This window comes from Phaeobacter sp. S60, from assembly GCF_000826845.1.
In the GTDB taxonomy this organism is placed as follows: Bacteria; Pseudomonadota; Alphaproteobacteria; order Rhodobacterales; family Rhodobacteraceae; genus Phaeobacter; species Phaeobacter piscinae.
This window is the reverse complement of record NZ_JSWJ01000008.1, coordinates 232,504-255,471: the sequence shown is the minus strand read 5'-3', so window position 1 is coordinate 255,471 and position 22,968 is coordinate 232,504. Positions and strand designations below refer to the sequence as shown.

The 22,968-nt window shown below is 60.4% G+C and carries 21 protein-coding genes; 9 read left to right on the top strand and 12 right to left on the bottom strand.

Annotated features, from left to right (window positions below; translation table 11 throughout):
- Positions 1–8 precede the first annotated feature (8 nt).
- Both OO25_RS08955 and OO25_RS08950 read right to left on the bottom strand, forming a co-directional pair.
- On the bottom strand, positions 9–3,347 hold the full coding sequence (locus OO25_RS08955) for a M10 family metallopeptidase C-terminal domain-containing protein (RefSeq protein WP_040179723.1): 3,339 nt from the start codon (positions 3,345–3,347) through the stop codon (positions 9–11).
- A gap of 596 nt (positions 3,348–3,943) precedes the next feature.
- Positions 3,944–4,255 (bottom strand): ETC complex I subunit, encoded by a 312-nt coding sequence (locus OO25_RS08950; protein ID WP_040173490.1) that lies wholly within the window; start codon positions 4,253–4,255, stop codon positions 3,944–3,946.
- A 228-nt stretch (positions 4,256–4,483) separates the two neighbouring features.
- Between OO25_RS08950 and uvrB the strand changes: the two genes are divergently transcribed.
- The gene (gene uvrB, locus OO25_RS08945) at positions 4,484–6,682 is read left to right on the top strand and encodes an excinuclease ABC subunit UvrB (protein ID WP_040179722.1); all 2,199 of its coding nucleotides are present in this window, start codon (positions 4,484–4,486) and stop codon (positions 6,680–6,682) included.
- 135 nt (positions 6,683–6,817) lie between these two features.
- Here the strand turns inward: uvrB and OO25_RS08940 are convergent, their stop codons facing one another.
- A complete protein-coding gene (locus tag OO25_RS08940) occupies positions 6,818–7,123 on the bottom strand; it encodes a hypothetical protein (RefSeq protein ID WP_040173485.1) in 306 nt (101 codons plus the stop codon).
- A 149-nt stretch (positions 7,124–7,272) separates the two neighbouring features.
- Here OO25_RS08940 and OO25_RS08935 point away from each other — a divergent pair, with 149 nt between their 5' ends.
- The gene (locus OO25_RS08935) at positions 7,273–7,458 is read left to right on the top strand and encodes a PLD nuclease N-terminal domain-containing protein (protein ID WP_040173482.1); all 186 of its coding nucleotides are present in this window, start codon (positions 7,273–7,275) and stop codon (positions 7,456–7,458) included.
- A gap of 158 nt (positions 7,459–7,616) precedes the next feature.
- Here the strand turns inward: OO25_RS08935 and OO25_RS08930 are convergent, their stop codons facing one another.
- The 3 genes from OO25_RS08930 to OO25_RS08920 all read right to left on the bottom strand — a co-directional run bounded on the left by OO25_RS08930 (position 7,617) and on the right by OO25_RS08920 (position 8,820).
- Entirely contained in the window at positions 7,617–7,874 is a 258-nt protein-coding gene (locus OO25_RS08930; RefSeq protein ID WP_040173549.1) for a zf-TFIIB domain-containing protein, read from the bottom strand.
- Between the two features lie 107 nt (positions 7,875–7,981).
- Positions 7,982–8,389: a universal stress protein gene (locus OO25_RS08925; protein WP_040173479.1), complete on the bottom strand. Its 408-nt coding sequence runs from the start codon at positions 8,387–8,389 to the stop codon at positions 7,982–7,984.
- A 113-nt stretch (positions 8,390–8,502) separates the two neighbouring features.
- On the bottom strand, positions 8,503–8,820 hold the full coding sequence (locus OO25_RS08920; RefSeq protein WP_014875520.1) for an antibiotic biosynthesis monooxygenase: 318 nt from the start codon (positions 8,818–8,820) through the stop codon (positions 8,503–8,505).
- A gap of 134 nt (positions 8,821–8,954) precedes the next feature.
- Here OO25_RS08920 and OO25_RS08915 point away from each other — a divergent pair, with 134 nt between their 5' ends.
- On the top strand, positions 8,955–9,683 hold the full coding sequence (locus OO25_RS08915) for a hypothetical protein (RefSeq protein ID WP_242407010.1): 729 nt from the start codon (positions 8,955–8,957) through the stop codon (positions 9,681–9,683).
- 28 nt (positions 9,684–9,711) lie between these two features.
- On the opposite strand, the gene OO25_RS08910 is transcribed toward OO25_RS08915, so the two are convergent.
- The 3 genes from OO25_RS08910 to OO25_RS08900 all read right to left on the bottom strand — a co-directional run bounded on the left by OO25_RS08910 (position 9,712) and on the right by OO25_RS08900 (position 14,365).
- Complete coding sequence (locus OO25_RS08910; RefSeq protein ID WP_040179721.1) at positions 9,712–11,997, bottom strand: glycosyl hydrolase family 28-related protein; 2,286 nt, start codon at positions 11,995–11,997, stop codon at positions 9,712–9,714.
- Positions 11,998–12,162: 165 nt separating this feature from the next.
- On the bottom strand, positions 12,163–12,576 hold the full coding sequence (locus OO25_RS08905; RefSeq protein ID WP_040179719.1) for a DUF4864 domain-containing protein: 414 nt from the start codon (positions 12,574–12,576) through the stop codon (positions 12,163–12,165).
- A gap of 145 nt (positions 12,577–12,721) precedes the next feature.
- Positions 12,722–14,365 carry a lysine--tRNA ligase gene (locus tag OO25_RS08900; RefSeq protein WP_040179717.1) on the bottom strand — a complete coding sequence of 548 codons (1,644 nt, stop codon included), beginning with the start codon at positions 14,363–14,365 and terminating at the stop codon, positions 12,722–12,724.
- A gap of 293 nt (positions 14,366–14,658) precedes the next feature.
- Between OO25_RS08900 and OO25_RS08895 the strand changes: the two genes are divergently transcribed.
- Both OO25_RS08895 and OO25_RS08890 read left to right on the top strand, forming a co-directional pair.
- A complete protein-coding gene (locus tag OO25_RS08895) occupies positions 14,659–15,081 on the top strand; it encodes a tellurite resistance TerB family protein (protein ID WP_014875525.1) in 423 nt (140 codons plus the stop codon).
- Positions 15,082–15,117: 36 nt separating this feature from the next.
- On the top strand, positions 15,118–15,639 hold the full coding sequence (locus OO25_RS08890) for a GNAT family N-acetyltransferase (RefSeq protein ID WP_040179715.1): 522 nt from the start codon (positions 15,118–15,120) through the stop codon (positions 15,637–15,639).
- Between the two features lie 93 nt (positions 15,640–15,732).
- On the opposite strand, the gene dacB is transcribed toward OO25_RS08890, so the two are convergent.
- Positions 15,733–17,217 carry a D-alanyl-D-alanine carboxypeptidase/D-alanyl-D-alanine-endopeptidase gene (gene dacB, locus OO25_RS08885; RefSeq protein WP_040179713.1) on the bottom strand — a complete coding sequence of 495 codons (1,485 nt, stop codon included), beginning with the start codon at positions 17,215–17,217 and terminating at the stop codon, positions 15,733–15,735.
- A 100-nt stretch (positions 17,218–17,317) separates the two neighbouring features.
- Between dacB and OO25_RS08880 the strand changes: the two genes are divergently transcribed.
- A complete protein-coding gene (locus OO25_RS08880) occupies positions 17,318–18,166 on the top strand; it encodes a DMT family transporter (RefSeq protein ID WP_242407009.1) in 849 nt (282 codons plus the stop codon).
- On the opposite strand, the gene OO25_RS08875 is transcribed toward OO25_RS08880, so the two are convergent.
- A complete protein-coding gene (locus OO25_RS08875; RefSeq protein WP_040179712.1) occupies positions 18,146–18,760 on the bottom strand; it encodes a nicotinate-nucleotide adenylyltransferase in 615 nt (204 codons plus the stop codon). The two genes, OO25_RS08880 and OO25_RS08875, sit on opposite strands and share 21 nt — an antisense overlap.
- Positions 18,761–19,266: 506 nt before the next feature.
- On the opposite strand from OO25_RS08875, the gene ettA reads away from it, so the two are divergent.
- The 3 genes from ettA (at position 19,267) to OO25_RS08860 (ending at position 22,042) form a co-directional block, all read left to right on the top strand.
- On the top strand, positions 19,267–20,922 hold the full coding sequence (gene ettA / locus OO25_RS08870; protein WP_040173466.1) for an energy-dependent translational throttle protein EttA: 1,656 nt from the start codon (positions 19,267–19,269) through the stop codon (positions 20,920–20,922).
- Positions 20,923–21,397: 475 nt separating this feature from the next.
- Positions 21,398–21,649, top strand: a complete 252-nt coding sequence (locus OO25_RS08865; RefSeq protein ID WP_040173464.1) for a hypothetical protein — start codon at positions 21,398–21,400, stop codon at positions 21,647–21,649.
- Between the two features lie 186 nt (positions 21,650–21,835).
- Positions 21,836–22,042 carry a hypothetical protein gene (locus OO25_RS08860; RefSeq protein WP_040173462.1) on the top strand — a complete coding sequence of 69 codons (207 nt, stop codon included), beginning with the start codon at positions 21,836–21,838 and terminating at the stop codon, positions 22,040–22,042.
- Between the two features lie 487 nt (positions 22,043–22,529).
- On the opposite strand, the gene trxC is transcribed toward OO25_RS08860, so the two are convergent.
- Positions 22,530–22,955, bottom strand: a complete 426-nt coding sequence (gene trxC, locus OO25_RS08850) for a thioredoxin TrxC (protein WP_040179709.1) — start codon at positions 22,953–22,955, stop codon at positions 22,530–22,532.
- Between the last annotated feature and the right edge of the window lie 13 nt (positions 22,956–22,968).

Genomic DNA, 22,968 nt, shown 5'->3' with positions numbered 1-22,968 from the left:
GACCCGGATCAGATGATTACGAAATCATCTGCGCCTAGCTGCAAACCGGACTGCAATTGCGCAAACTGGATGGCATCAACGCCGCCAATCCCGTCCGCATCATAGGAGAGCGCCCCACTGTCGGTATTGTAGACAATGCGGTCCGCGCCATCCAGCGCGGTGCCAGAGGCGCTGCTGTGGAAGGCGTTGAAGTCAAGCACGCCGGCCTCTCCCACCTCAGTAAAGATGGCGCTGTCCAGCAGGATCGTATCGCTGGCGGTATCGAAATCGCGGATCTCGTCAATGTTATCCGCCCCCAGTTCGGTGGAGAAGCGGAAGAAATCATCCCCTTTGCCACCGATCAGCGTATCGGCCATCAGCCCGCCATCCAGCAGGTCATTGCCACGTCCGCCTCGCAGAACATCTGCGCCAGCCTCACCCGGTTGCGCCGGTGCCGGTGGGAATTCAACCGAGACGTTCAGCTCATAGGTGGAATCTTCCGGCACGCTTTCGGACCAGCCTTCGGCGGCATCCGGTGACCAGCTGCCCTCGACAATGAAATAGGTGCCGGTTTCCTCAACCACAAAGACGGTGCTGGAATCGCGGTTGCTGGTGGAGCCGGGATCGCCGCCGCCATCATCGTTCTGGGTGACGATATTGCCCTCGCTGTCCAGCAGGCGGACCCAGCTGTCGTGGACATTGGGATCGGCGATGCCGTCGATGTCGATGGTCAGCACGGTGCCTGCCGCCAGATCAATGCTGTAATAGCCCCCCTGCCCGTTGCCGGTGGCATTCACCGTGGTGTGCAGCACGGTGGTGGAGTCAAAGATATCCGGATCCTCGGTCAGCGAAAAATTGTCCGAGATATCAAAGGCGGTTTCCATCGAGTTGTTGGTGGCGTCCGGCCCCAATGTGGCATAGCCGGTGCCCATACCCGGCTGCGGTATCGCATCCGCTGCATCAGCGTAATCCCCGAGTAGAATGTCGTCGCCGGCTGCGCCGCGCAGGGTGTCATCGCCGCCCTGCCCGGTCAGCACATTGGCACCCTCATCCCCCTTCAACCGATCATCAAAACCGGAACCAGACAGGTTTTCGATAGAAACATAGGTATCGCCCTCGGTCTTGCCCTTGGTCATATTCAGCTTCACACCACGGGCCGACTGGGCGTAATCTGCGGTATCGCTGCCTGCGCCACCGTCCAGCAGGTCCGCCCCACCGCCGCCGCTTAGGATATCATCACCCGCACCGCCGCTCAGGGCATTCTCGCCCTCCGAGCCGATCAGGTGATCATCATGGAGCGAGCCAACTGCGTTCTCCACATCGACGATGATATCGTGACGGATCGTGGTGCCACGCCCGACGATCTGTACCGGGCCATCCGCGTCACCGCCACGGGCGGTGCCGTTTTCCAGATCAACAGTCACCCCGACTGAGCTGGCGGAATAAACGACCGTGTCTACGCCTGCGCCACCGTCGAGATAATCCTGACCGCTGCCGCCGATCAGTACGTCATCGCCGTCCTCACCATAGAGCATGTCACCGTCGTTGCCGCCATCCAGCGTGTCGTCACCGCCACCGCCATTGAAGACGTCGCCGCCACCCTGACCCCAGAAGTGGTTGTTGTCGGAGGTGCCGATAAAGCGGTCGATGCGATCATCGGAGCCGATCAGGTTTTCAATACTGTAGAAGGTATCGCCCGACGCGGTGCCGCCGCTGGCCACATTGGTCTCCAGATTGACCAGCAATTGGAACGGGCTTTCCTGGCTGAAATCAACGGTGTCACTGCCAGCCCCACCGCGGAACACATCCTGACCGGCCTGACCGCGCAAGAGGTCATCGCCGTCGCCGCCATCCAAGAGATCATCACCGGCCCCGCCGTTGATGGTGTCATTGCCGTCGCCACCATAAAGCGCATCATTGCCATCATCCGTTTCGGTCTGATCCTCCAGATCCTCAATCGCGATGGTGTTGTTGATGTCGCGGCTGGCCAGCGTGTCACGACCACCGATGATCAGATCATCACCGCCAAGGCCGAAGATCGTGTTGCCCCCTGCGCCACCGTCCAGGGTTTCACTGCTCTCATCGCCGATGATCAGGCTGTCGGTCGCATCAGTCGGCCCGCCGTTTGGCGCATCCGGCGCGTCACTGCCCGGTGTTCCCGGCGTGCCGCCTGCGTAGATGATAGTCTCCACATTGGCGATGTCGCCCAGATCCAGCCCATCGGCCACCACGATCACGGTGTCATTGCCGCCGTTTTCTTCCTCGCGGACGATATCATCAATGGAATCAACAAAATAAACGTCATCGCCGCCATTGCCCGCCATCCGGTCATTGCCCGCGCGCCCGTCCAACACGTTGTCGCCATCATTGCCAATCAGGATATCGTCGTAGCTGCTGCCGATCCCTGTCTCGATGTAATATTCCGTCTGGTCGGCATTGTGGCCCGCAAAGATCGACACATTGTTGCTCTGGCCGTTGACGCTGGAGAACTCTCCCGCGCGCAGGTCCAGAATGGTGCTGGCGGTGGAACCGGAGAAATCAATGGTGTCATCACCGCCGGTGTCATGGATCACAAAGCCGATGTCATGCTGCGGCCCGTCCTCGGTCAGCAGGTAGCCATAGTCGGTGCTGTTGAAACCATAGGTATTGTCGTCGGTATTGAGGTTGATGGTCTGATAGGTCCGCACGCCGTCATCATCGACGGTCGAATAATAACGCCGGATGATCGCCTCGATGTCGCCCATCAACGGGGTCACCGCCGACCAGCGTGTCTCCTCGCCCACGTCGATGCCATCAAAATAGGACATGACGCTGTACTGCTGGCGGTCATAGGTCCAGGTGGCATTGTTCAGATAGTTGATCTGCACACCGCCGGGGCCGCTGTAGTTGTAGAGACCGGGATGATTCAGACCGAATTCATGGCCAAACTCATGCACGAAGGTGTCAAAGACATAGCCGCCCAGATCGGTGATATTCGGCTCGGTGTCGTGGAAGCGCTGGCCGACACTGACATAGCGGTCGCTGGAAAAGGCGCTGCCGTCGCTCGGCTCGCCGATTTCGGGGCTGACCACCTCCATCCAATGGAGATCCGCATCATAGGGCGCATCATCGACAATCTCGAACTGCAACGGCGTGACCGAGGACCACATCTCCAGCGCACCGATGGCGGCGTCCTTATAGGCCGGGTGATCGTTCAGCCCGGTCAGGTTGATCACCAAGGGTTCAGCGGCGATTTCCGGGGTCAGGCTGCGGCCAAGCGCGCCCAGATAGTCAAGAAACCCCTCGTAATCCTCGCTCTTGCCAAAGGGGTTTTCCGGCGTCTGATCATTGGTCCACCACTCGGTGGTGCTGTCGGTTGTTGCGGGCATGTTTGCCTCCCTGTCATTCAACCCCGAGTAGTCCGACCTGTTGGGCAAAATTCACCCGCAGCCCTCCGCAGGCATGGCGGAGCGCCCGGGCAGCCATTGGCCGACCTCGGAGATTATAGATATATTGGTTTCGCGCCCTGATCGTTTCCGAATTGAATGATCGTTCAACTCACTATTTCTGGTGAGTTTTTCGCCATCCCTTCGTTTCGGCAAAAGCTGGCCCATTGACGTGGGGGCATGGGCGAAGTTGTGCGGAGAGATGCCAGCGCTGCAACTCCACGCAGAACGGCGAATTGACAGCTGGTCGCCGCCTCACCGATCGAATCAATCCTAGGTAGTGTATCTGTGGCGCGCTGGGAGGCCTCATAGCTTGCCCCGCGACAAAGGGGCCAGTTCTCCGGTTGCCGGACTGGAGACACCCTCTGCCATCAGGGTGCACATCAGACATAGGCGGAAGGCAGATACAGAAAAAGGCGCCCGTTGGGCGCCCTGTCTAGAATTCGTCAGTTCATTCTGCCTCCGGCTCGCCAGACCTAACGCGTAGTTACCGGCGGGGGCAAATCGCCCAAGCATCTGCAGGTGAAAGGCGCGAGACCTTAATGTGTCCAGGGGGCGCGGCGGTTGGTGGCGAAGTTTTCGCCGTAGCCGCCAGCGCGGACATTGGCCTTGCGGCTCTTTGGCTCTGTCACCACGGCGTCGATGCCGTTGGCCTCAGCGTATTCCAGCGCGGCCTCTTTGGTGTCAAAGCGCAGGCGCACCTGGCTCTGGGTATCATGCGAAGACGTCCAGCCCATCAGCGGGTCCACTTCCCGCGCACTGGTCGGCACGAAATCCAGAACCCATTTGCGGGTTTTGGCCATACCGGAGGTCATGGCGTTCTTGGCTGGCCGATAAATCCGCGCTCGCATGGGATATCTCCTCGTCAATCTCTGCCCCCTATATGCGCTGAACCCTGCGGGCGGGCAAGGTGGCAAATGCCGCAGATTGCGCAGGTTTGGGTGGAAAACCGGGGATTTCAGGACCTTCACGACAGGTTTGAGCGCAAAGCGGGGCCTTCATCCATGCGCGCGGGCAAAATCCCCCTTGAATAAGAACAAAAACAGACCAATCTCTGCCCCTAGCAGGAGAGAGCCACAATGCCATACGCCCATTCCGACAAATCCATGCCGATGATGGCTGACCGCGCGCCGCAGCACCGCCCCAAGCTGGAAGGCGGGCGAGAGTTTGTGATGCATACGGAGTTTGATCCGGCGGGCGACCAGCCCACCGCAATCAAGGAGCTGTCAGCAGGCGTGCTGGACGGCGAGCGCAATCAGGTGCTGCTGGGGGCGACCGGTACGGGCAAGACCTTCACCATGGCGAAGGTGATCGAGGAGACCCAGCGCCCGGCCATCATCCTCGCCCCAAACAAGACACTGGCGGCGCAATTATACGGCGAATTCAAAGGCTTCTTCCCGGAGAACTCCGTCGAATACTTCGTCTCCTTCTACGACTATTACCAGCCAGAGGCCTATGTCGCGCGCTCCGACACCTATATCGAGAAGGAAAGCCAGATCAACGAACAGATCGACCGGATGCGCCACTCCGCCACCCGGTCGCTGTTGGAGCGGGATGATGTGATCATCATCGCGTCTGTGAGCTGCATCTATGGTATCGGCTCGGTCGAGACCTATTCGGCGATGACGCAGGATTTGAAGGTCGGCGATGACTATGACCAGCGGCAGGTCATGGCCGATCTGGTCGCGCAGCAGTACAAACGCAACGATCAGGCGTTTCAGCGCGGCAGCTTCCGGGTGCGCGGCGATTCGCTGGAGATTTTCCCCGCCCACCTTGAGGATCGCGCCTGGCGGCTGTCCTTCTTTGGTGAGGAGCTGGAGGGCATCACCGAATTCGACCCGCTCACCGGCGAGAAAACCGGCACCTTCGATCAGATCCGCGTCTATGCAAATTCCCACTATGTGACCCCGAAGCCGACGCTGAAACAGGCGGTCATTTCGATCAAAGAAGAGCTGAAGATGCGGCTGGATCAGCTGGTTGGTGAGGGCAAGCTGCTGGAAGCACAGCGGCTGGAGCAGCGCACCAATTTCGACATCGAAATGCTCGAGGCCACCGGCCATTGCAACGGGATCGAGAATTACTCGCGCTATCTGACGGGGCGCGCCCCGGGGGAGCCGCCCCCTACCCTGTTTGAATTCATCCCGGACAATGCCATTGTTTTTGCGGATGAATCCCATGTTTCCGTGCCGCAGATCGGCGGCATGTACAAAGGTGACCACCGGCGTAAATTCACATTGGCCGAACATGGTTTCCGCCTGCCGTCCTGCATGGATAACCGCCCCCTCAAGTTTGAGGAATGGGACGCGATGCGCCCACAATCGGTCTTTGTCTCGGCAACGCCGGCGGCCTGGGAGATTGAGCAATCGGGTGGCGTTTTTGCTGAACAGGTGATCCGCCCAACCGGCCTGTTGGATCCGCAGGTCGAAATCCGCCCGGTGGATATGCAGGTCGACGATCTGCTGGACGAGGTGCGCCGCGTCACCGCGGATGGGTTCCGCACGCTGGTGACCACCCTCACCAAACGCATGGCCGAGGATCTGACCGAATATATGCACGAACAGGGGATCAAGGTCCGCTATATGCACAGCGATATCGATACGCTGGAGCGGATCGAAATCCTGCGGGATCTGCGGCTTGGCGCCTTTGACGTGCTGATCGGCATCAACCTGTTGCGTGAGGGGCTGGATATCCCCGAATGCGGGCTGGTCGCCATTCTGGATGCTGACAAGGAGGGCTTCCTGCGCTCCGAAACCTCGCTGGTTCAGACCATCGGTCGCGCGGCCCGGAACGCTGAAGGCCGGGTTATCATGTATGCCGACCGCATCACGGGTTCGATGGAACGCGCCCTTGGCGAGACCAACCGCCGCCGCGAAAAACAGATCGCCTATAACGAGGAACACGGCATCACCCCCGCAACCGTCAAGAAAAACGTCGAGGATGTGCTGGCGGGTCTCTATGAGGGCGATGTGGATATGAACCGTGTCACCGCAACCATCGACAAACCGATGCATGGTGCCAATCTGGAGGCCCATCTGGCCGGGCTGCGCGAGCAGATGCGCAAGGCCGCCGAGAACCTGGAGTTCGAGGAAGCCGCGCGGCTGCGCGACGAGGTCAAGCGGCTGGAAGCGGTGGATCTGGCGGTCTCTGACGATCCGCTGGCGCGGCAATCCGCGATTGAGGCCGCATCAGATGCGGCGGTGAAATCACGCGGGCGTTCCACTGCGGGCAAGGCCGGGACACGGGCCTATCGGGGCAAGTCGCAGAAGAAGTTCTCATAGGCTCAGCAGGGCTGCGGGGCTAGCTGGCTCACGAAAAGATAGCGGCGGCGACGACGCCTGCCCCCGACCGACCGGACAAAAAAGCCCCCCGCGATGGCGGGGGGCAAACTGTGCCGGATCAGGCAGCTGCGTCTCTTAGTTGGATTCGGCGGCAACTTCGTCAGCGGCGTCTTCCGGCGGGGTCACTTTCAGGCCGGGAACCGAGATTTCAGCTTCTTCCATGGTCACATCGACGTCGGGGACCTTCACCGTTGCGGTTTCCTCGGTAATGGAGACGGACCCCACCTCGGCATCGAATTCAGGCAGGTTGCCGCCTTCGACGCTGACATCAACGTCAGGCAGGCTGGCTTCTTCAGTCTGGTCGACGTCCACCATGTAGATGCCAATCGCAATGGCGATGACGGCAATAACACCCAGGACAATTCCAGTAGTGGTTTTCATAACGTGGTTCCTTTCCAATTGCGATACATCTCGGTGATGGTTCGGAGAGGAAACGAGATATCCGGTGAATTGGTTCCAAAAATTTTTATCGGAACATTCTGAGCCTTTGAATGGTTGGGATCACAGAACACAATCATTGGAGAGAGAAAATGGGTTACAGTCTTCTTGGTCTGATCATTCTAATTGCCGATCTCTATGCGATTTATCAGGTTCTGACCTCAGGCGCCTCGACCGCGGCCAAGGTGGTCTGGACCCTCGTCATTCTGATCCTGCCTGTCATTGGTCTGATCGCATGGCTGATCGCTGGCCCACGCGGCGACAAAGCACGCATCTAACAATATGTTATGAAGAAAAACGCCCCGATACCAGACGATGGTATCGGGGCATTTTTTTTGATGACCTGCGCGATCAGGGGCGCAGCAGGCAAAGGCCTGGACATCGGTTTAATGCGCTGTCTTTAGTTGGCGATACCTGACGTCCGGGCATGTCGTTCTTAAAAATCAAAAAGATCTTCGAGAAACCCACCACGTTTTTTCTTGTAGCGTTTTTCGGAATAATGCCGATCTGAATCGCGTTTCTCGGGGCGGTAGCTGTCACGCGGCGGCGTGGGTTGCTGCGGCGCGGATCGTTCAATGATCTTGTCCAATTCACCACGATCCAGCCAGACACCCCGGCATTGCGGACAGTAATCGATTTCCACTCCGGCCCGGTCGGTCATGACCAGCTGTGTGCCATCAATTGGACATTGCATCGTTTTCTCCTCACAAAATATGATTGCATTGCAAGTGGGGTCGCTTTTGCCGCACGACAAGTCTGGCGGCGCAATATTGCGCGCCCGGCGTCAAAACAGCGCAAGCCTCAGCGTACGACATGTACCGCACAGGACGCGTGTCGCACCACCTGGGTGGCGGTTGAGCCGAGCAACAGATCCTGCATTCCGGGACGGTGTGACGCGATGATGATGAGATCGGGAGAATTGTCTTCGGCCCAGTCGAGGATGGCGCGGCCGGAATGGCCGTCGATCAGCAGGCCGCTGGCATTCGGCAGGGTTTTGGCCAGCCCGTCCAACTCTGCTTGCAACGCCTTGCGCGCCGCATCGAGGTAATCAACCGGCATGTAGGAAATCGCATAGGCCGGCACCTGTTCGACCACATGCAAAAGCGTGATCTTCGCCTCCGGCGTGGCCAGCAGCCCCGCGAGTTTCAGTGGGCCGCTGACATCGCGATCCGGGTCGAATGAAATCGGGACAAGAATATGGCTGTACATCTGCGCTTTCCTCTGTCTGTGACCGCATCATGGGACAGGCGTATCATGGGGCAGGCCCGAAGCGCCTACCTTGATCAAGATCAGCCGCCCACAGATGGGAAACGCGCCACAGATCAAAAGGTTGCGGCGACCTCATACATCACTGGCTCAAAGCTGCGGCAAAGCTCATTGATCTTGCGATTGCGGTTGCGCATCTCGGCGCTGCGCAACATGGCCATAAAATCCTCGCGCCGACGCCACTGGGAATAATTGGCAATCCGCGTCTGAGCGTCGTTCACATGCAACCCGGCGGAAATGAACCCCGGCTGATGGGAAATAAACTCGGCATAGGCCTCAGTCAGGGCGTCCAGAAGATCCTGACAGGTGCCCGGTGTCATCTCGAATGTGGTGATGACGGTTTGGGTTTCGGTATTGGTCGCGATCGTCGGCATGGCTTCCTCCGTTGTCCGGGTCCAGCCTACGCCGGTTTGGGAAAATCCGGCAGAGATTTTTGCCACACCGGGCGGCCAGCCTGCTGTTCCATAAAAAGAGTGGTCAAAAGTGCAAACAACTTTAAGGTGTTTTCATGTCTCATCACTTCGCCCGTCTTCTGGCACTGATCCTGACCTGTCTGATGCCTTCGGCGCCGGTCTTTGCCGGGGCGTGGTTACAGCAAAAGGGACAGGGGTTCAGCGCAACCAGCCTGACCCTGCGGCGGGATCTGGCCGCGATAAAGGGGCTGGACGCAGGACAGCGCATCCCGGCTGAGGTTGGCTATTACGGTGAATACGGGCTGCATCCGCGCTGGACCGTGGGGGTGGATCTGAACCTGAGCCGGGGCAGCTCTGCCCATGCGCTGCTGTTCGTGCGCCATCCCCTGCCCCGATTGGGGCGTGCCAATACGGCGGTGGAACTGGCGCTGGGGCTGAACCAGAGCAGCGCGGTCTGGGCGCCAATGCAACGGCTGACGCTGTCATACGGGCGCGGGTTTGACACCCGGTGGCGCGACCGGCCGCTTTCGGGATGGGTGGCATTGGATCTGGGCCATGAATGGCGCAGCAAAGGGCTGGAGCAGACCTGGAAACTGGATGCCACTTTCGGGCTGAACCGCCCCGGCAAATTGGCGCCACTGTTGCAGGTGGAAACCAGTAAAACGGCTGGGGCCTCGCTCTCCGTTGCGGTCACCCCCAGTCTGCGGGTGCCACTGGCGCGTCGCTTCGGCAAGGACGCGCCAGAGCTGGTGATTGGCCTACAACACAAGCGGACCGAGACCCGGTCGCTGGGGATCAAACTGGCAATCTGGCACCGGTTCTGACCCCCGCCTGCGCATCTCAAGGCGAGGGTTACTTGTCCACCCGGACGGTCACCTGCACAGTGCCGCGCACCGCCTCGGGCCAGATCAGCTGCACCTGATCGCGACGGCTGCCAACCCGCAGTTTGGTGTGCGGCATGGCGTGGCGATCAGCACCGCCGCTGACCTCCACCGGGCCAATCGCGATGACGCTGTCGACCCCCCGCGCCTGCCCGCGGAACGGCAGCATATCATCAGTGTCGACCGTCCAGGTCTTGGCCGTACTGCCCTGCACATGTTCAATCCGCAGCGGATTGGCCACGGCGGCTGAGACATTGTGATAGGTGTTGCCCTCGTAAAAGATGCTCTTGGAGCGGCTGAAATCGAGATCCGCAAAGCTGGTGTCCACCCGTTCCGCCCGGTCGATGGAGCCATTGATGGAGCGGAATTTATTCCCCGACACCGTCATCCCATTGAGGAAATGGCCGCTGCCATAGGGTTTGACCACGATGTAGCTGAACCAACGGGCGACATCACCGGAGAGGAACACATTGTCAGTGATCGACAGCGCGCTGAAGGAAAAGCCGCTGCTGAAATCCGGCCGCGCATCGCGTTCATTGGTCCATTCCACAAAGCAGTTGTCGATGTAATTGTCCGACACGGTGGAGGCGCAATTGGTGCTGGTCAGGATCAGCCCAGCGGTGCGACTGCCATCGGCGACCGTGTCGCCCTGAAAGAAGTGGTTGCCGGTCACGGTCTGGTTCTGCCCGCCCAGAAGGGCGAAATGGCGGAACTTGGTCGCACGGTTGTTGCGCAGCTTGGCGTCATTGGCATTCACATTCAGCGCGATGGACTGGCGCGCGGAGACATTCAGCGGCTCCTCATCGGAGAGGAACTGGCAATTGTCCACCAGAATGCCCTGACAGCCCGACCCGATGGAGGTGAGGCCGCGATTGAGCGGACGCGAGATGAAACAGTGATCCAGGCTGAACACCGTGCCGGCAGGCGCAAGACGGATCCCGCTACAACGGCCCGCGCATTGGATCTCCACCTCGGTCATGCCGAATTTGCTGAGCGCGCTGAAACCGCTGAAATCCAGCATGTATTTGAAGTCGCGGAAGGTGAATTGCTGGGTGCCGACCGCATCGTAAAGCGGCGCGGTCAGGGTCAGTTCCCGCGCGCCCACGTTTTTGGCCCGGACATAGATCTCGCGCCCGACGCCGCTGCCTTCGACCAAGGCGCCGACGGGGATATTGGCGATATTGGCGACATTGGTCAGCTTGCGCGCGTCGCTGGTGCTGTAAGTCGCCTGTGCAGTCACCGTGTCGGTGTCCCAGGCGGCATTGGCGGCGGCCTCCAACTGGCCATTTCGGATCACCCGACGGGTGGCATAGCTGGTTTTGTTGGGCACCGCCGCCTGCATATCGACCGGCCCGCGCAGGGTCACCTTGCGCCCGCAGAGATCGAGCGATTCATGGTCGGCGTTGTTCAAAAGCGCCTGAAACGCCTTCTTGAACCCCAGTTCCTCATCCCCGAAGGCGGCAGCATAGCTGGGGAAATCAAAGTTGCGGGTGAGCAGCAGCATCCGGTTGGTGGGCATGCGGACGGTGCCCTCAAACCGGACCTCATGGTTCATGGAAACCGTGCTGGCGAGGAAGAACTCCCCCGCGGGAACCAGTACACGGCGGCCTGCGGCGGCGGCATCTGCGGCCTCAAAGGCGGCAGTATTGTCGGTGCTGCCATCGCCGACGGCGCCATAATCGGTCACATCCACAAGGCTAATCATGTCGCGCAGGAACACGCCGGTGACATCGCGCACCGCGATATCCTCGATTCGCACCACGCCGCCGTTTGCCCCGATCAGATCCAGCCCCACATGGGCAAAGCGCGCGGCACGGCCCCAGGGCATATCGACGCCATTGCGGCTGCCGGTGCCGACAATGGCCGTGACCTCAACCACCTCGCCGTAGGTGGAGAGGCTGGTGCCCGGCCCGGTTTCCACCACGCCGCCCAGATGGCCGCCGCCGGACTGTCCGGCCCAGGCCGCGATGCGCACTGTGGGCAGGGCGCCGCTGATCGCCTTCACCTTTGCGGTGATCTGCAGATAGCAGCCCGGCGTCAGCATGGTGCGGGTCATATTGCGCAGTTTTTGCACCGAGGTGGTTTTTTGCAGCTCCAGACAGCCACCGAAATCGGGGTCCGCCGCGACAAAGGCCGCATTGGCCGCCCCCTGATAGGTGTCCGATCCCGGTGTGCCATTGCCGCTGGACCAGTTGGCCAGCCCCTCAGCAAAGGCCGGGGGCATCAGCTCTACGCCGTCAGTGATCGCTATGTTCATCAGTCACCCTTTCCAAAACCGCCGTTTCCGGCACCGCAGGCCGCAGCCCGGTTCAATCAGGGAAAGGGTTATACCGGGCGGAATTTAACGCGCTGTCAGAGGGGCGTTCGCAGGGTATGCACTACCCCCCGGAGGGGATGGTGGAGTGGTCATCGAGTGGGCGGGTCAAGCCGTCGGGGCGTCCGCAGTCAGCAGCTGGACCGCGTTGATTTTCCAGCCCGCCGCAGTCTCAACCATCTGATAACCAAGGAGATGCACGCGCCCCTCGGGGTCGGTGATCATCACCCGCTGCCACAGGCCGCCCGCAACATTGCGCAGATCCAGATAGCGTACCTCATCCGGTTGCCAGACCATGGGGTAGCCGGACTGCACCATGGTCGCAAACCGCTCAGAGCTGCCAAACAGCCCCTGGATCATCGGGGACGCATGGGCAAAGGCAGCCTCCGCATCGCCGCGCAGGAAGGCGGCGATCTGGTCGCTGATCACCCCGGTAATGGCCGTATCGCGCCCCTCGGCAGAGGCGGAAACAGGCAGCGCCATCATGGCGACGCAGATACTCATCAACATAAACTTGCGCATAAAACATCTCCCTTGATGAGAGATCAGCTAGGCCGCCGCTTGCACCCGTCAATTCACGCCAACCTGACAAAACCTGCCCCGCAACGGAAAAAGGGCACCCGTCGGGGCGCCCTTTTCCGATGTTTTTCTGTGGTCTGACAGCCGGTTAGACCAGCTCACCTGCCAGCGCCTGATCAATCAGCTTGATGGTGTCCTCGACCCCGTAAAGGGCGATGAACCCGCCAAAGCGCGGGCCTTGGCTGGCGCCCAGCAGCACCTCGTAGATGGCCGAGAACCAGGCCCGCAGCGGCTCGAACCCATGGATCTTGCCAATGGCAAAGACGACGGACTGCAGGAATTCCTCATCCGCAAAATCCGCCTCGGGCAGCGGATCGGTGTTGCCTGCGAGTTCATTCTTCTTGGCGATCGCAGCGAGGGCCGCCTCAGACGATTTCAGCGCATCTGCCAGATCCTGAAGCGCCGCGCGCTCCTGATCGGAGGGCAGACGGTAGGTTTTCTCCGGTTTCACGAAATCGTTGAAATAGGCCACCGCGAAGCCTGCGGCCTGATCCATTGTCGGGTTGCTTTCGGGCGTCGCATCAGGCGCGTATTTGTTGATGAAACCCCACATGGTGGCCTTGTCCTCGGCGCTGGAGGCGGAGGCCAGATTGAGCAGCATCGAGAAGGGCACCACCATATCGGACTGTGGCACGTCACCGCCGTGGATGTGCCAGACCGGGTTATTGAGCTGTGCCTTCAGGTCCTGGCCATGATAGGCGCGCAGCTGCTGGTGGTATTCGTCCACCGCCTTGGGGATCACATCGAAATGCATCCGCTTGGCGGTCTTCGGCTTCTGGTACATGAAATAGGCCAGGCTCTCGGTCGAGGCATAGGTCAGCCACTCGTCGATCGAGATGCCGTTGCCGGAAGTCTTGGAGATCTTCTGGCCGTTGGCATCCAGGAACAGCTCATAGGTGAAATGCTCCGGCGCGCGGTGGCCCAGCACGCGGCAGATGCCGTCATAGATCGGCGTATTGGTGGAATGGTCCTTGCCGTACATCTCAAAATCGACACCCAGCGCCGCCCAGCGGGCGCCGAAATCCGGCTTCCACTGCAGTTTCACATTGCCGCCGGTCACCGGCAGGGTCCATTCCTTGCCGTCCTCATCGTCAAAGGTGACGGTATAGGTTTCGGCGCAGACCTTCTTCATCGGCACATAAAGGACGCGGCCGGTTTCCGGGTGGATCGGCAGGAAGATCGAATAGGTCTGGCGGCGCTCTTCGCGCAGGGACTTCAGCATGATCGCCATGACGTCGTCGTATTTGTCGACCGCGCGCTTCAGCACCTCGTCGAACTGTCCGGATTCATAGAATTCTTTGGCCGAGTAGAAGTCATACTCAAAACCAAAGGTGTCCAGGAAGCGGCGCAGCATGGCGTTGTTGTGATGGCCAAAGCTCTCATGCGTGCCGAAGGGATCCGGAACGCTGGTCAGCGGCTTTTGCAGATGGTCCTGCAGGCTCTCTGGGTTGGGGACATTGCCCGGCACCTTGCGCATGCCGTCGAGATCATCCGAGAAGCAGATCAGCTTCGTCGGGATGTCGGAAATCACCTCAAAGGCGGTTTTGATCATGGTGGTGCGGGCGACCTCGCCGAATGTGCCGATATGCGGCAGGCCGGAGGGGCCATAGCCGGTTTCAAACAGAACATAGCCCTTCTCCGGCGCGCCCTTGGCATAACGTTTGAGAACCCGGCGGGCTTCTTCAAACGGCCAGGCTTTGCTCTTCAGAGCTTCTTCGCGCAGATCAGACATTGTTTTCTCCATCGGCAACCGGGCACTGCTCCGGTCGGGCTGCCTGCCGCCACGGGTGGTGCCGCTATGGGCGGCGATATTGCGGGCGACAAACCACTGCCGGGCACCCCATGCACCCGGTCGGCCTCACCTATGGCGGCAGGCGAAATGAGTCAAGAAACAGCAGCCCTGACGCCCCTACCGTGCCGGTGCCTGCGGCGGAATATGCACGATGACGCATTGTCCCGTTGATCGGGGTCGACACGATGCCTATTCTTCTATGCAGAACACATGCCAATTTACTGGATTTCATAATGAACACCCAAACCGCCCATCCCTTTACCCCGCAGGATTGCCTTGTTGCGCTGATGGTGGCGGTGTCGGCCTCGGATGAGAACATCCGCACCGCTGAACTGGTGAAAATCCAGTCGGCGGTGAACATGCTGCCCGTGTTTGCAGATTACGACATCGATCGGGTCAATCGCACCTCGCAGACGGTGTTTGACCTGTTTGAGCAGGAAGACGGGCTGGACGCGCTGTTTGGGCTGATCCGTGAGGATCTGCCGGAGCGCCTGTTTGAGACCGCTTATGCGCTGGCCTGCGATGTGGCTGCCGCCGATGGCAGCCTGGCGGAGTCCGAACTGCGGCTTTTGGAAGAGATCCGTTATGAGCTGAACATCGACCGGCTGCACGCCGCCGCCATCGAACGCGGCGCCCGCGCCCGGCATATGGTCTGATGTGACAGAGGGACGGGCAGACAGGGATACGCAGGTATGACAGCGCTCACCACCGCCCCCCGGCTGACAACTGCGCGTTTGGTCCTGCGCGGGCCTGAGCGCGACGATCTGCCCGCCTTTACCCGCTTTATGACCAGCGCGCCTTCGATGGTTGCGCAGGGTGAGACGATCACCGCAGATCAGGCATGGTTCGGGTTTCTGACAGGGGTTGGCCACTGGCAATGGCATGGCTTTGGCTTCTTTACTGTCACATCGCAGGAGAGCGACGTACCCGTCGGTCGCGTCGGTCTGATCAAACACTCCAACTGGCCGGAGATTGAGCTGGCCTGGCATCTGTTTGAAGGGGCCGAGGGACAGGGTTTTGCGACCGAAGCCGCCATAGCGGTCAGGACATGGGCCTCCGAGGATCTGGGGCTGGACCACCTCTACAGCTATATTGATCACGACAATCTACGGTCGCAGGCAGTGGCAAGGCGGCTGGGGGCTGTCACCGACGGCACCCGCGCCCCGCATGAACCGCAGGCAGAGATCTGGGTCCACACAATGGCGGGCGGTTAGCGTAGCTGGCAGGAGTTGTAGCCCGGACAGAGAACAGGGCGGGGCAGACGCGCGCACAGACCGATAGAGCCGCGCGTCTGGTCTTGCACCGGATCAGCTGCCGTAAACCCGCCCCCAGCGCTCAATCAGCTTTTGCTGCACCTGCTTGGCGCGGCGGTTCCAGGATCTTGCCCCTTGCGGGCGTTCGCGCTCCGCCCGTGAGATGCGGGAGCGCGCCTTCTGATCGGCACTGAAAATGGCAAAGGCCAGCACGGTGCCATCGGTGGCGGTCATGAACCCGCCGAGACCAGATACGAAGTTGAGCGTACCGGTTTTGGCCGCGACCTTGATCGGATGGCCCTTCTGAATGCGGCCCTTGCTGTCGCGCATGGGGAAGGATTTCAGCAAAGGTTTCAACCGCCCATCCCGATAGGAGGCCACCAGCGCGCTGACCATATCATCGGGGGTCACCCGCGAAGCCTCGCCCAGGCCGGAGTGATCCACCAGCCGGGTGTTGGCCATGCCATAGGTGACCTGCGCCCAGCGGTTCATCGCACCAGCAGAATCCTTCAGCGTGCGGGGCCGTCCGCCGCGCGCCTGCGTGGCCGCCAGACCGATCATTTCGGCCATCAGATTGTTGGAATATTTCAGCGTCGCTTTCAGCATCAGATCCAGCGGCGGGCTGTTGTGATGGGCCACCACCTGCCCCGAGGGGCGCGATCTGGCGATCTTTGGCGCTGGGAGTTTGATGCCATTGGCACGCGCCATGGTCCGGAAGACATCCGCCGCATAAGCGCCCGGATGGCGCACCGGCAGCCAGCGCGCGCCGCCTTTGCCCAGCGCCTTGCTGGCGACGGTCCAGCGGTCAGTATCCTTGCCTTCGGAGTAGCTATAGACCGGCAGGCTGCGCTGGGCGATTTTCATCGTCGCAACAGAGACTTCGGGGCGATATTTCTTGGTCCGGGCATCCATGGTCACGGCCCAGCCCTGGCCCGCACGCTTCCACTCGAAATGAACCCGGTTGTAATTGAGCGCCAGCCCTGAAATCGCCGGGCTGTACCCCACGTGATCGGGCTGGCCGGGATCAATCGACTTGATCTGCGGCAGCGCGCCCTCCCAGACGCGGAAGGCGCCGCGCACCTCGCGGATGCCCGCTGCTTTGAGCGCCTTGGCCAGCTGCGCCAGAGTGTCGGTGTTCAGCATCGGATCACCACCGCCCACCAGCACCAGATCGCCTGCCACCACACCGCCGCTGATGCCGCCGGTTGCGACAATCTGCGTGGTAAAGCGATGATCTGCCCCCAGCACATCCAACGCATAAAGCGCGGTCAGCGCCTTGGCGACACTGGCGGGCGGCAAACCCGAACCTGCCCCTTCGGCTTCCAGCCGCAGACCGGTTTTCACATCTGCCACCGCGCAGGCGACCTCCCCCGAGAGGCCGGCCCGGGACAACAGCCCCTTCAGCCCGCCACCCGCGCTGATCAGACTGGCCGGATCGCGCGCCACTGGGCGCAGAGAGACCGCAGGCGCATTGGCCAGCGCAGTGGTCGCCGCCACAGAGGCAAGGCCGGAGGTCAGGAAAAAACGTCGCGAAATCATATTAGCAATAGTCTACTCAAAACCCCTACAATTCTGCAAACGCGCCACAGGTTTTTATGTCGCGGGGCCGCGGAGATCTGGCCGCTTTCCCCGGAGGTGGATGCCTGTTACCGCTGGCGCGATGGTACGGGCAGTGATGATCATGTTTGTCGCCATGTCAATGATCCCTGCCGGGGACCTTTGCGGGAAACTGCTCACATCGGGCGGTCTGGCGACACCGGGATTTGTGGCGTGGTCACGGTTTGCAATCGGCACCGTATTGGTGCTGCCCTTTGCCTGTCGCGGGGCGTGGCCGCTGTTTGGCGACTGGCGGCTGTGGCTGCGGGCCGCCCTGCTGAGCGGTGGCATCCTGTCCATTCAGATCGCTCTCAAGACGGAGCCGCTGGCCAATGTTTTTGCGGCCTTCTTTGTCGGGCCGATTGTCAGCTATGGTCTATCGGTGCTGCTGCTGCGTGAACCGGTGACGCTGGCGCGCAGCCTGTTGATGGCGGTGGGGTTCTGTGGCGTGCTGCTGGTTGTGCGCCCCGGTCTTGGCGGCTCGGCCAATCTGATCTGGGCCGCAGTCGCAGGCGTCTGCTATGGTGGCTTCCTGACCAGCTCGCGCTGGCTGTCACATCTGGGCACTCCGTTGCAGCTGAGCCTGACACAGCTGTCGATCAGCGCATTGCTGACCCTGCCTTTGGGGCTGACCGCCCTGCCTGCCCCCAGCCTGAGCACCGCCGCACTGACCTTTGGCAGCGCCGGGTTTTCGATGCTGGGCAATCTTCTGCTGCTGTTTGCCTATGCGCAGGCGCCTGCATCGCGTCTGGCGCCGCTGGTTTATTTCCAGCTGATCGCAGCGGTGTCGCTTGGATGGTGGGTGTTTGCGCAATGGCCCGACCCGCTGACCTGGGCTGGGCTTGCGGTGGTGATCGGCGCCGGGCTTCTCTCAGCGCGGCTGCGTCGCTGACCAATCGCCCCGCGCCCGGATCTCGCTTGAGCTGGCGTTGACCATTGGTACATTCACAAAACACCAGGCCGGTGCGCAGGCCTTTGCCAACAGGCGGCTTTGCCCGCCCTTCAGCCGGTAGGGCGCATAAAGCCGCGCCGCCGGTGACAGTCGCGCCGAAATCCGGTCTCCGGGCCGTGCCAGCACCCCCACCGGCACCGTCTCAAGGATCTGCTGCCAATCCTTCCAGCGATGAAAATCCGCCAGATTATCCGCCCCCATCAACCAAACAAACCGCACGCCGGGGTGGCGTTTGCGCAGCATGCGCAGAGTTTCGGCGGTGTAGCAGGTGCCAAAATCGGCCTCGATCCCGCTGATCTGCACCCGGGGGTGATCCATCAGGTCCTGCGCCGCCACAATCCGCCGCGCCAAGGGGGCTGGCGGATGCGCCTTCAGCGGATTGCCGGGGGAGACCAGCCAGACCAGCTGATCCAGCCCGAACCGCTTCAACGCGGCAAGCGAGATCGCCCGGTGCCCCTCATGCGGCGGATCAAAGGAGCCGCCCAACAGACCAACAGTGGTTCCGGGCGGGATATGGGGCAGGCGATGCGTCATACCCGCCTTGATGCACAGAGTTAGGAGAGAGATCAATCAGGTGTTGTGGGCTTACCGAAGAACAGGTTGCGTTTCTCACACCTACTCGCCTGCCTGAAGCGACACCTCGTGGCAGTCCAGCCTGGAAATCTGAGCGGCGCGCAGCGAGGACATATGCACGTAGCCTTAAACCACTTCCTTTCCTGTTTCACCGAGTAGCCCTGCAGCCCAGACAGACAGGGGCGCTGCCCCTCGGCCTTTTGGCCTCACCCCGGAGTATTTGAAGAAAGGTGAAAGCGTAAATCACCTGTCATCTTTCCAGTAAATACTCTGGGGTCCGGGGCAAAGCCCCGGCGACAAAAGGCCTGACAGGCCGTCCCGCAGGACAGGCCAGGCGTGAGGCGTGCTGCGGGGCGCCCCACCCCGATGGAAACTGCAAGAGCCGCCGCGCTCATCCCGCATTGCCCCGGCCCGCCCCATCCGTTATCACACCAGCCAGCGAAATTCCCCCATCACGGAGCAGTCACATGGCCGCCTATCAATACGTCTACCACATGCAGGGGGTCTCCAAGACCTATCCCGGTGGCAAGAAATGCTTTGAAAACATTCACCTGTCCTTTCTCCCCGGTGTGAAAATCGGTGTTGTCGGCGTCAACGGCGCTGGTAAATCGACGCTGATGAAAATCATGGCCGGTCTGGATACCGATTTCACCGGCGAAGCCTGGGCGGCTGAGGGCGCCAAGGTTGGCTATCTGCCACAGGAGCCGAAGCTGGACGAAAGCCTCACCGTGCGTGAAAACGTCATGCTGGGCGTGGCTGGGAAGAAGGCGATCCTGGACCGCTACAACGAGCTGGCGATGAACTACTCGGACGAGACCGCCGAGGAGATGGCCGAACTGCAGGACAAGATCGACGCCGAGAACCTCTGGGATCTGGACAGCCAAATCGACGTCTCGATGGAGGCGCTGCGCTGCCCGCCGGATGATGCGGAAATCGCCAACCTCTCGGGCGGTGAACGCCGCCGGGTGGCGCTGTGCAAACTGCTCCTTGAAGCGCCCGATATGCTGCTTCTTGACGAACCGACCAACCACCTTGATGCGGAAACCATCGCCTGGCTGCAGCAGCATCTGATCGACTACAAAGGCACCATCCTCTGCGTCACCCACGACCGCTATTTCCTCGATGATATCACTGGCTGGATCCTCGAACTGGACCGTGGCCGGGGCATTCCTTATGAGGGCAACTACTCCGCCTGGCTGGAACAAAAGGCCAAACGCCTGGAGCAGGAAGCGCGCGAAGACAAATCCAAGCAGAAGACGCTGGAACGCGAGCTGGAGTGGATGCGTCAGGGCGCGAAGGCCCGTCAGGCCAAGTCCAAGGCCCGGATCAACGCCTATAACGATCTGGCCAGCCAGTCCGAGCGTGAGAAGCTGACCCGCGCCCAGATCGTCATCCCCAATGGCCCGCGTCTTGGCTCCAAGGTGATCGAGGTTGAAGGCATTTCCAAACACTACGGCGACAAGCAACTGGTTGAGGGGCTGTCTTTTGACCTGCCCCCCGGCGGCATCGTCGGTGTGATCGGCCCCAACGGCGCGGGTAAATCAACCCTGTTCCGCATGCTGACCGGTCAGGAACAGCCCGATGAGGGCAATGTCAGCTACGGCGACACCGTGAAGCTGTCCTATGTGGATCAGTCGCGCGACGATCTGGATGACAACGAAACCGTCTGGGAAGCGATTTCCGGCGGTGCTGAAATCATCGAACTGGGCGATGCGCAGGTCAATTCCCGCGCCTATTGCTCTTCGTTTAACTTCAAGGGCGGCGATCAACAGAAAAAATTGAGCCTCCTGTCCGGTGGTGAGCGCAACCGCGTTCACATGGCGCGCCTGCTGAAAGAGGGCGGCAACGTTCTCCTGCTCGACGAACCGACCAACGACCTGGACGTGGAAACCCTGCGGGCGTTGGAAGACGCGCTGGTGGATTTCGCGGGCTGCGCCGTGGTGATTTCGCACGACCGTTTCTTCCTCGACCGGATCTGTACGCATATCCTGGCGTTTGAGGGTGACGCCCATGTGGAGTGGTTCGAGGGCAACTTCGAGGACTACGAAGAGGACAAGAAACGCCGTCTGGGCCCTGATGCACTGGAGCCCAAGCGGTTGAAGCACAAGAAGTTTGTGCGGTGAGTGAGGGGCTCTCCCGGTAGAGAGCCCTTGGTTTGGGCTTTAAAGTCGCAGCGGTCGTGCAAATCTGCCCATCGCTGCGACCCCACTCCAAAACATGAGTATCTTGCGAGAAGAAGGAGGCCCACATAGGCCTCCTTCAAGCTTGGGACGGACAGGCCATAGCCAATATTGTTCCAGCGTCGATTTTTGACGTGCGGTAGTGGAAGCGCCGCCCTGTGCCGGGCCCTTCATCCTCAGTGTGTCTGCTGTTGAGAAAATGCCGCACAACAGATCGCGGTTCGCCTACGCGCGTCGTCGCATGACACCCGGCTGGCCCAACGAGTGTGCCGAGGTGCACAGCCTCCCCTTTTCTCCATTCCCTACTCCGCCACCTGATCGGCATAATTTGAACAAAATCATCGCTAGTCTTTAACCATACTCTCACGATGCCCCCGGCGAGAACCGCTTGGGGATAGGGCCGGAGAAAGGGCGGAGCATGGCAGGGATTGGTATTCTGGTAGGCGTCATTGGCGGGCTGAATGCAGCCATTCTGGGCTATACGCTGATCGGCCTGTCCTTCGGGATGAGCTTGCTGCTTTATCCTCTGTTCGGGGTGCCCTCGGCGATGCTGGCAATCCTGCTGCTTTGGGCACAGAAAGCGGCCCGTGATGCCTTTACCAGAGAAACCCTCGACAATCTGGGACCGGCTGCGCACCAAGGGCTATCGAGGAAACCTGCTCGCGCCTGATTGGCTTCCTCGACAGATGAACAATCCAAAGATGCGCGCGCGGTATACGTACAACTCTGTGCTGTTCTTGCCATAGTTCACAAATAAGCTGCAACAGACACCAACATACTGCCTGTCTGACCGTAAGACGTATTGATTGCACAGCCTACTTTGGGACAGGTTTACCTCTATTTGGGTGAGGTTTCGATGGCTTGGTTGGCGATGTTGACGAGTGCAGGGGTGACAATGCTGGTCACCGTGATTGGGCATGTGGCCTACGACCTGCCGATCTGGGGCCTGTTCCTGCTCTATTCCTGCCTTGGAGGCACATCTGGACTGGCACTCACGGTGTTCCTGATGGTCAAAAACGGCGGGTTCTCGCGCAGTGTATCAGCAAAAAATTCGCAGGATTAGTCAATTCCATGGCGACCCAACCCTTTACTGGCAAGAGGCACCCTCTAAATTTCATTTCAAAACAATGACCTAACGGATCCTACACGGCGCGCGCGCGTAAGACCCCACCGTCCGTTAACCAGATCTATAGAAAATTTGAACTATTCTTGTGGATATCAGAGCGTTGCGATCCGCCAAAAAAATTGTAGATTAAATGCAACTCAACCCAAAGGGTAGAACTATGGCGTGGATCGGGATCATTGTGGGCACTTTTGCAGGGGTTTTCTCTGCTGTGGCGGCCTATACCCTATATGCCTTGCCCCTCTGGTACAGCCTGATGCTCTATCCCACCGTCGGGACAACAAGTGCGATTTTGACGATTTTGGTTATGGTTCACCTGCCACCCGGATTACGCCCAATGGCGCAGCCGCACCGGGATGAGACACACCGCACGGCCTGAGACGGCGCCCCTGGCAGGCATCTTCCCGCACTGTGACACCCCTTACATCTACCCCTTGGCCCAGCTGATGATCTGCCCTGCCCGCATGGCGCCGGCTTGTCGTTTCTGCTCCTTGCCACGGGCAAAGCGCACCAGTGTCGGGATCCCCTTGATACGATAGCGCGCGCCAGTGGACTGATGGGTCTGGGTGTTCAGCTTGACCAGCCGCACTTGGCCCTTCAGCGATTTTGCCGCCTTGGCAAAATCCGGCGCCATCATCTTGCAAGGGCCACACCAAGGCGCCCAGAAATCCACCACCAGTGGCAGATCATCCTGTGCCGCAGCCTTTTGCAGGGTTGCCGGATCGACATCCACCGGCCCCGCCGGGATCAGCACCGCGCCACAGGTGCCGCATTTGGGACCCGCGGCCAGACGGTCCTCCGGCACACGGTTCAGCTGCGCACAGCTGAGGCAGGTCAGGGTTTTGGCGCCCATGTCGCGATCACTC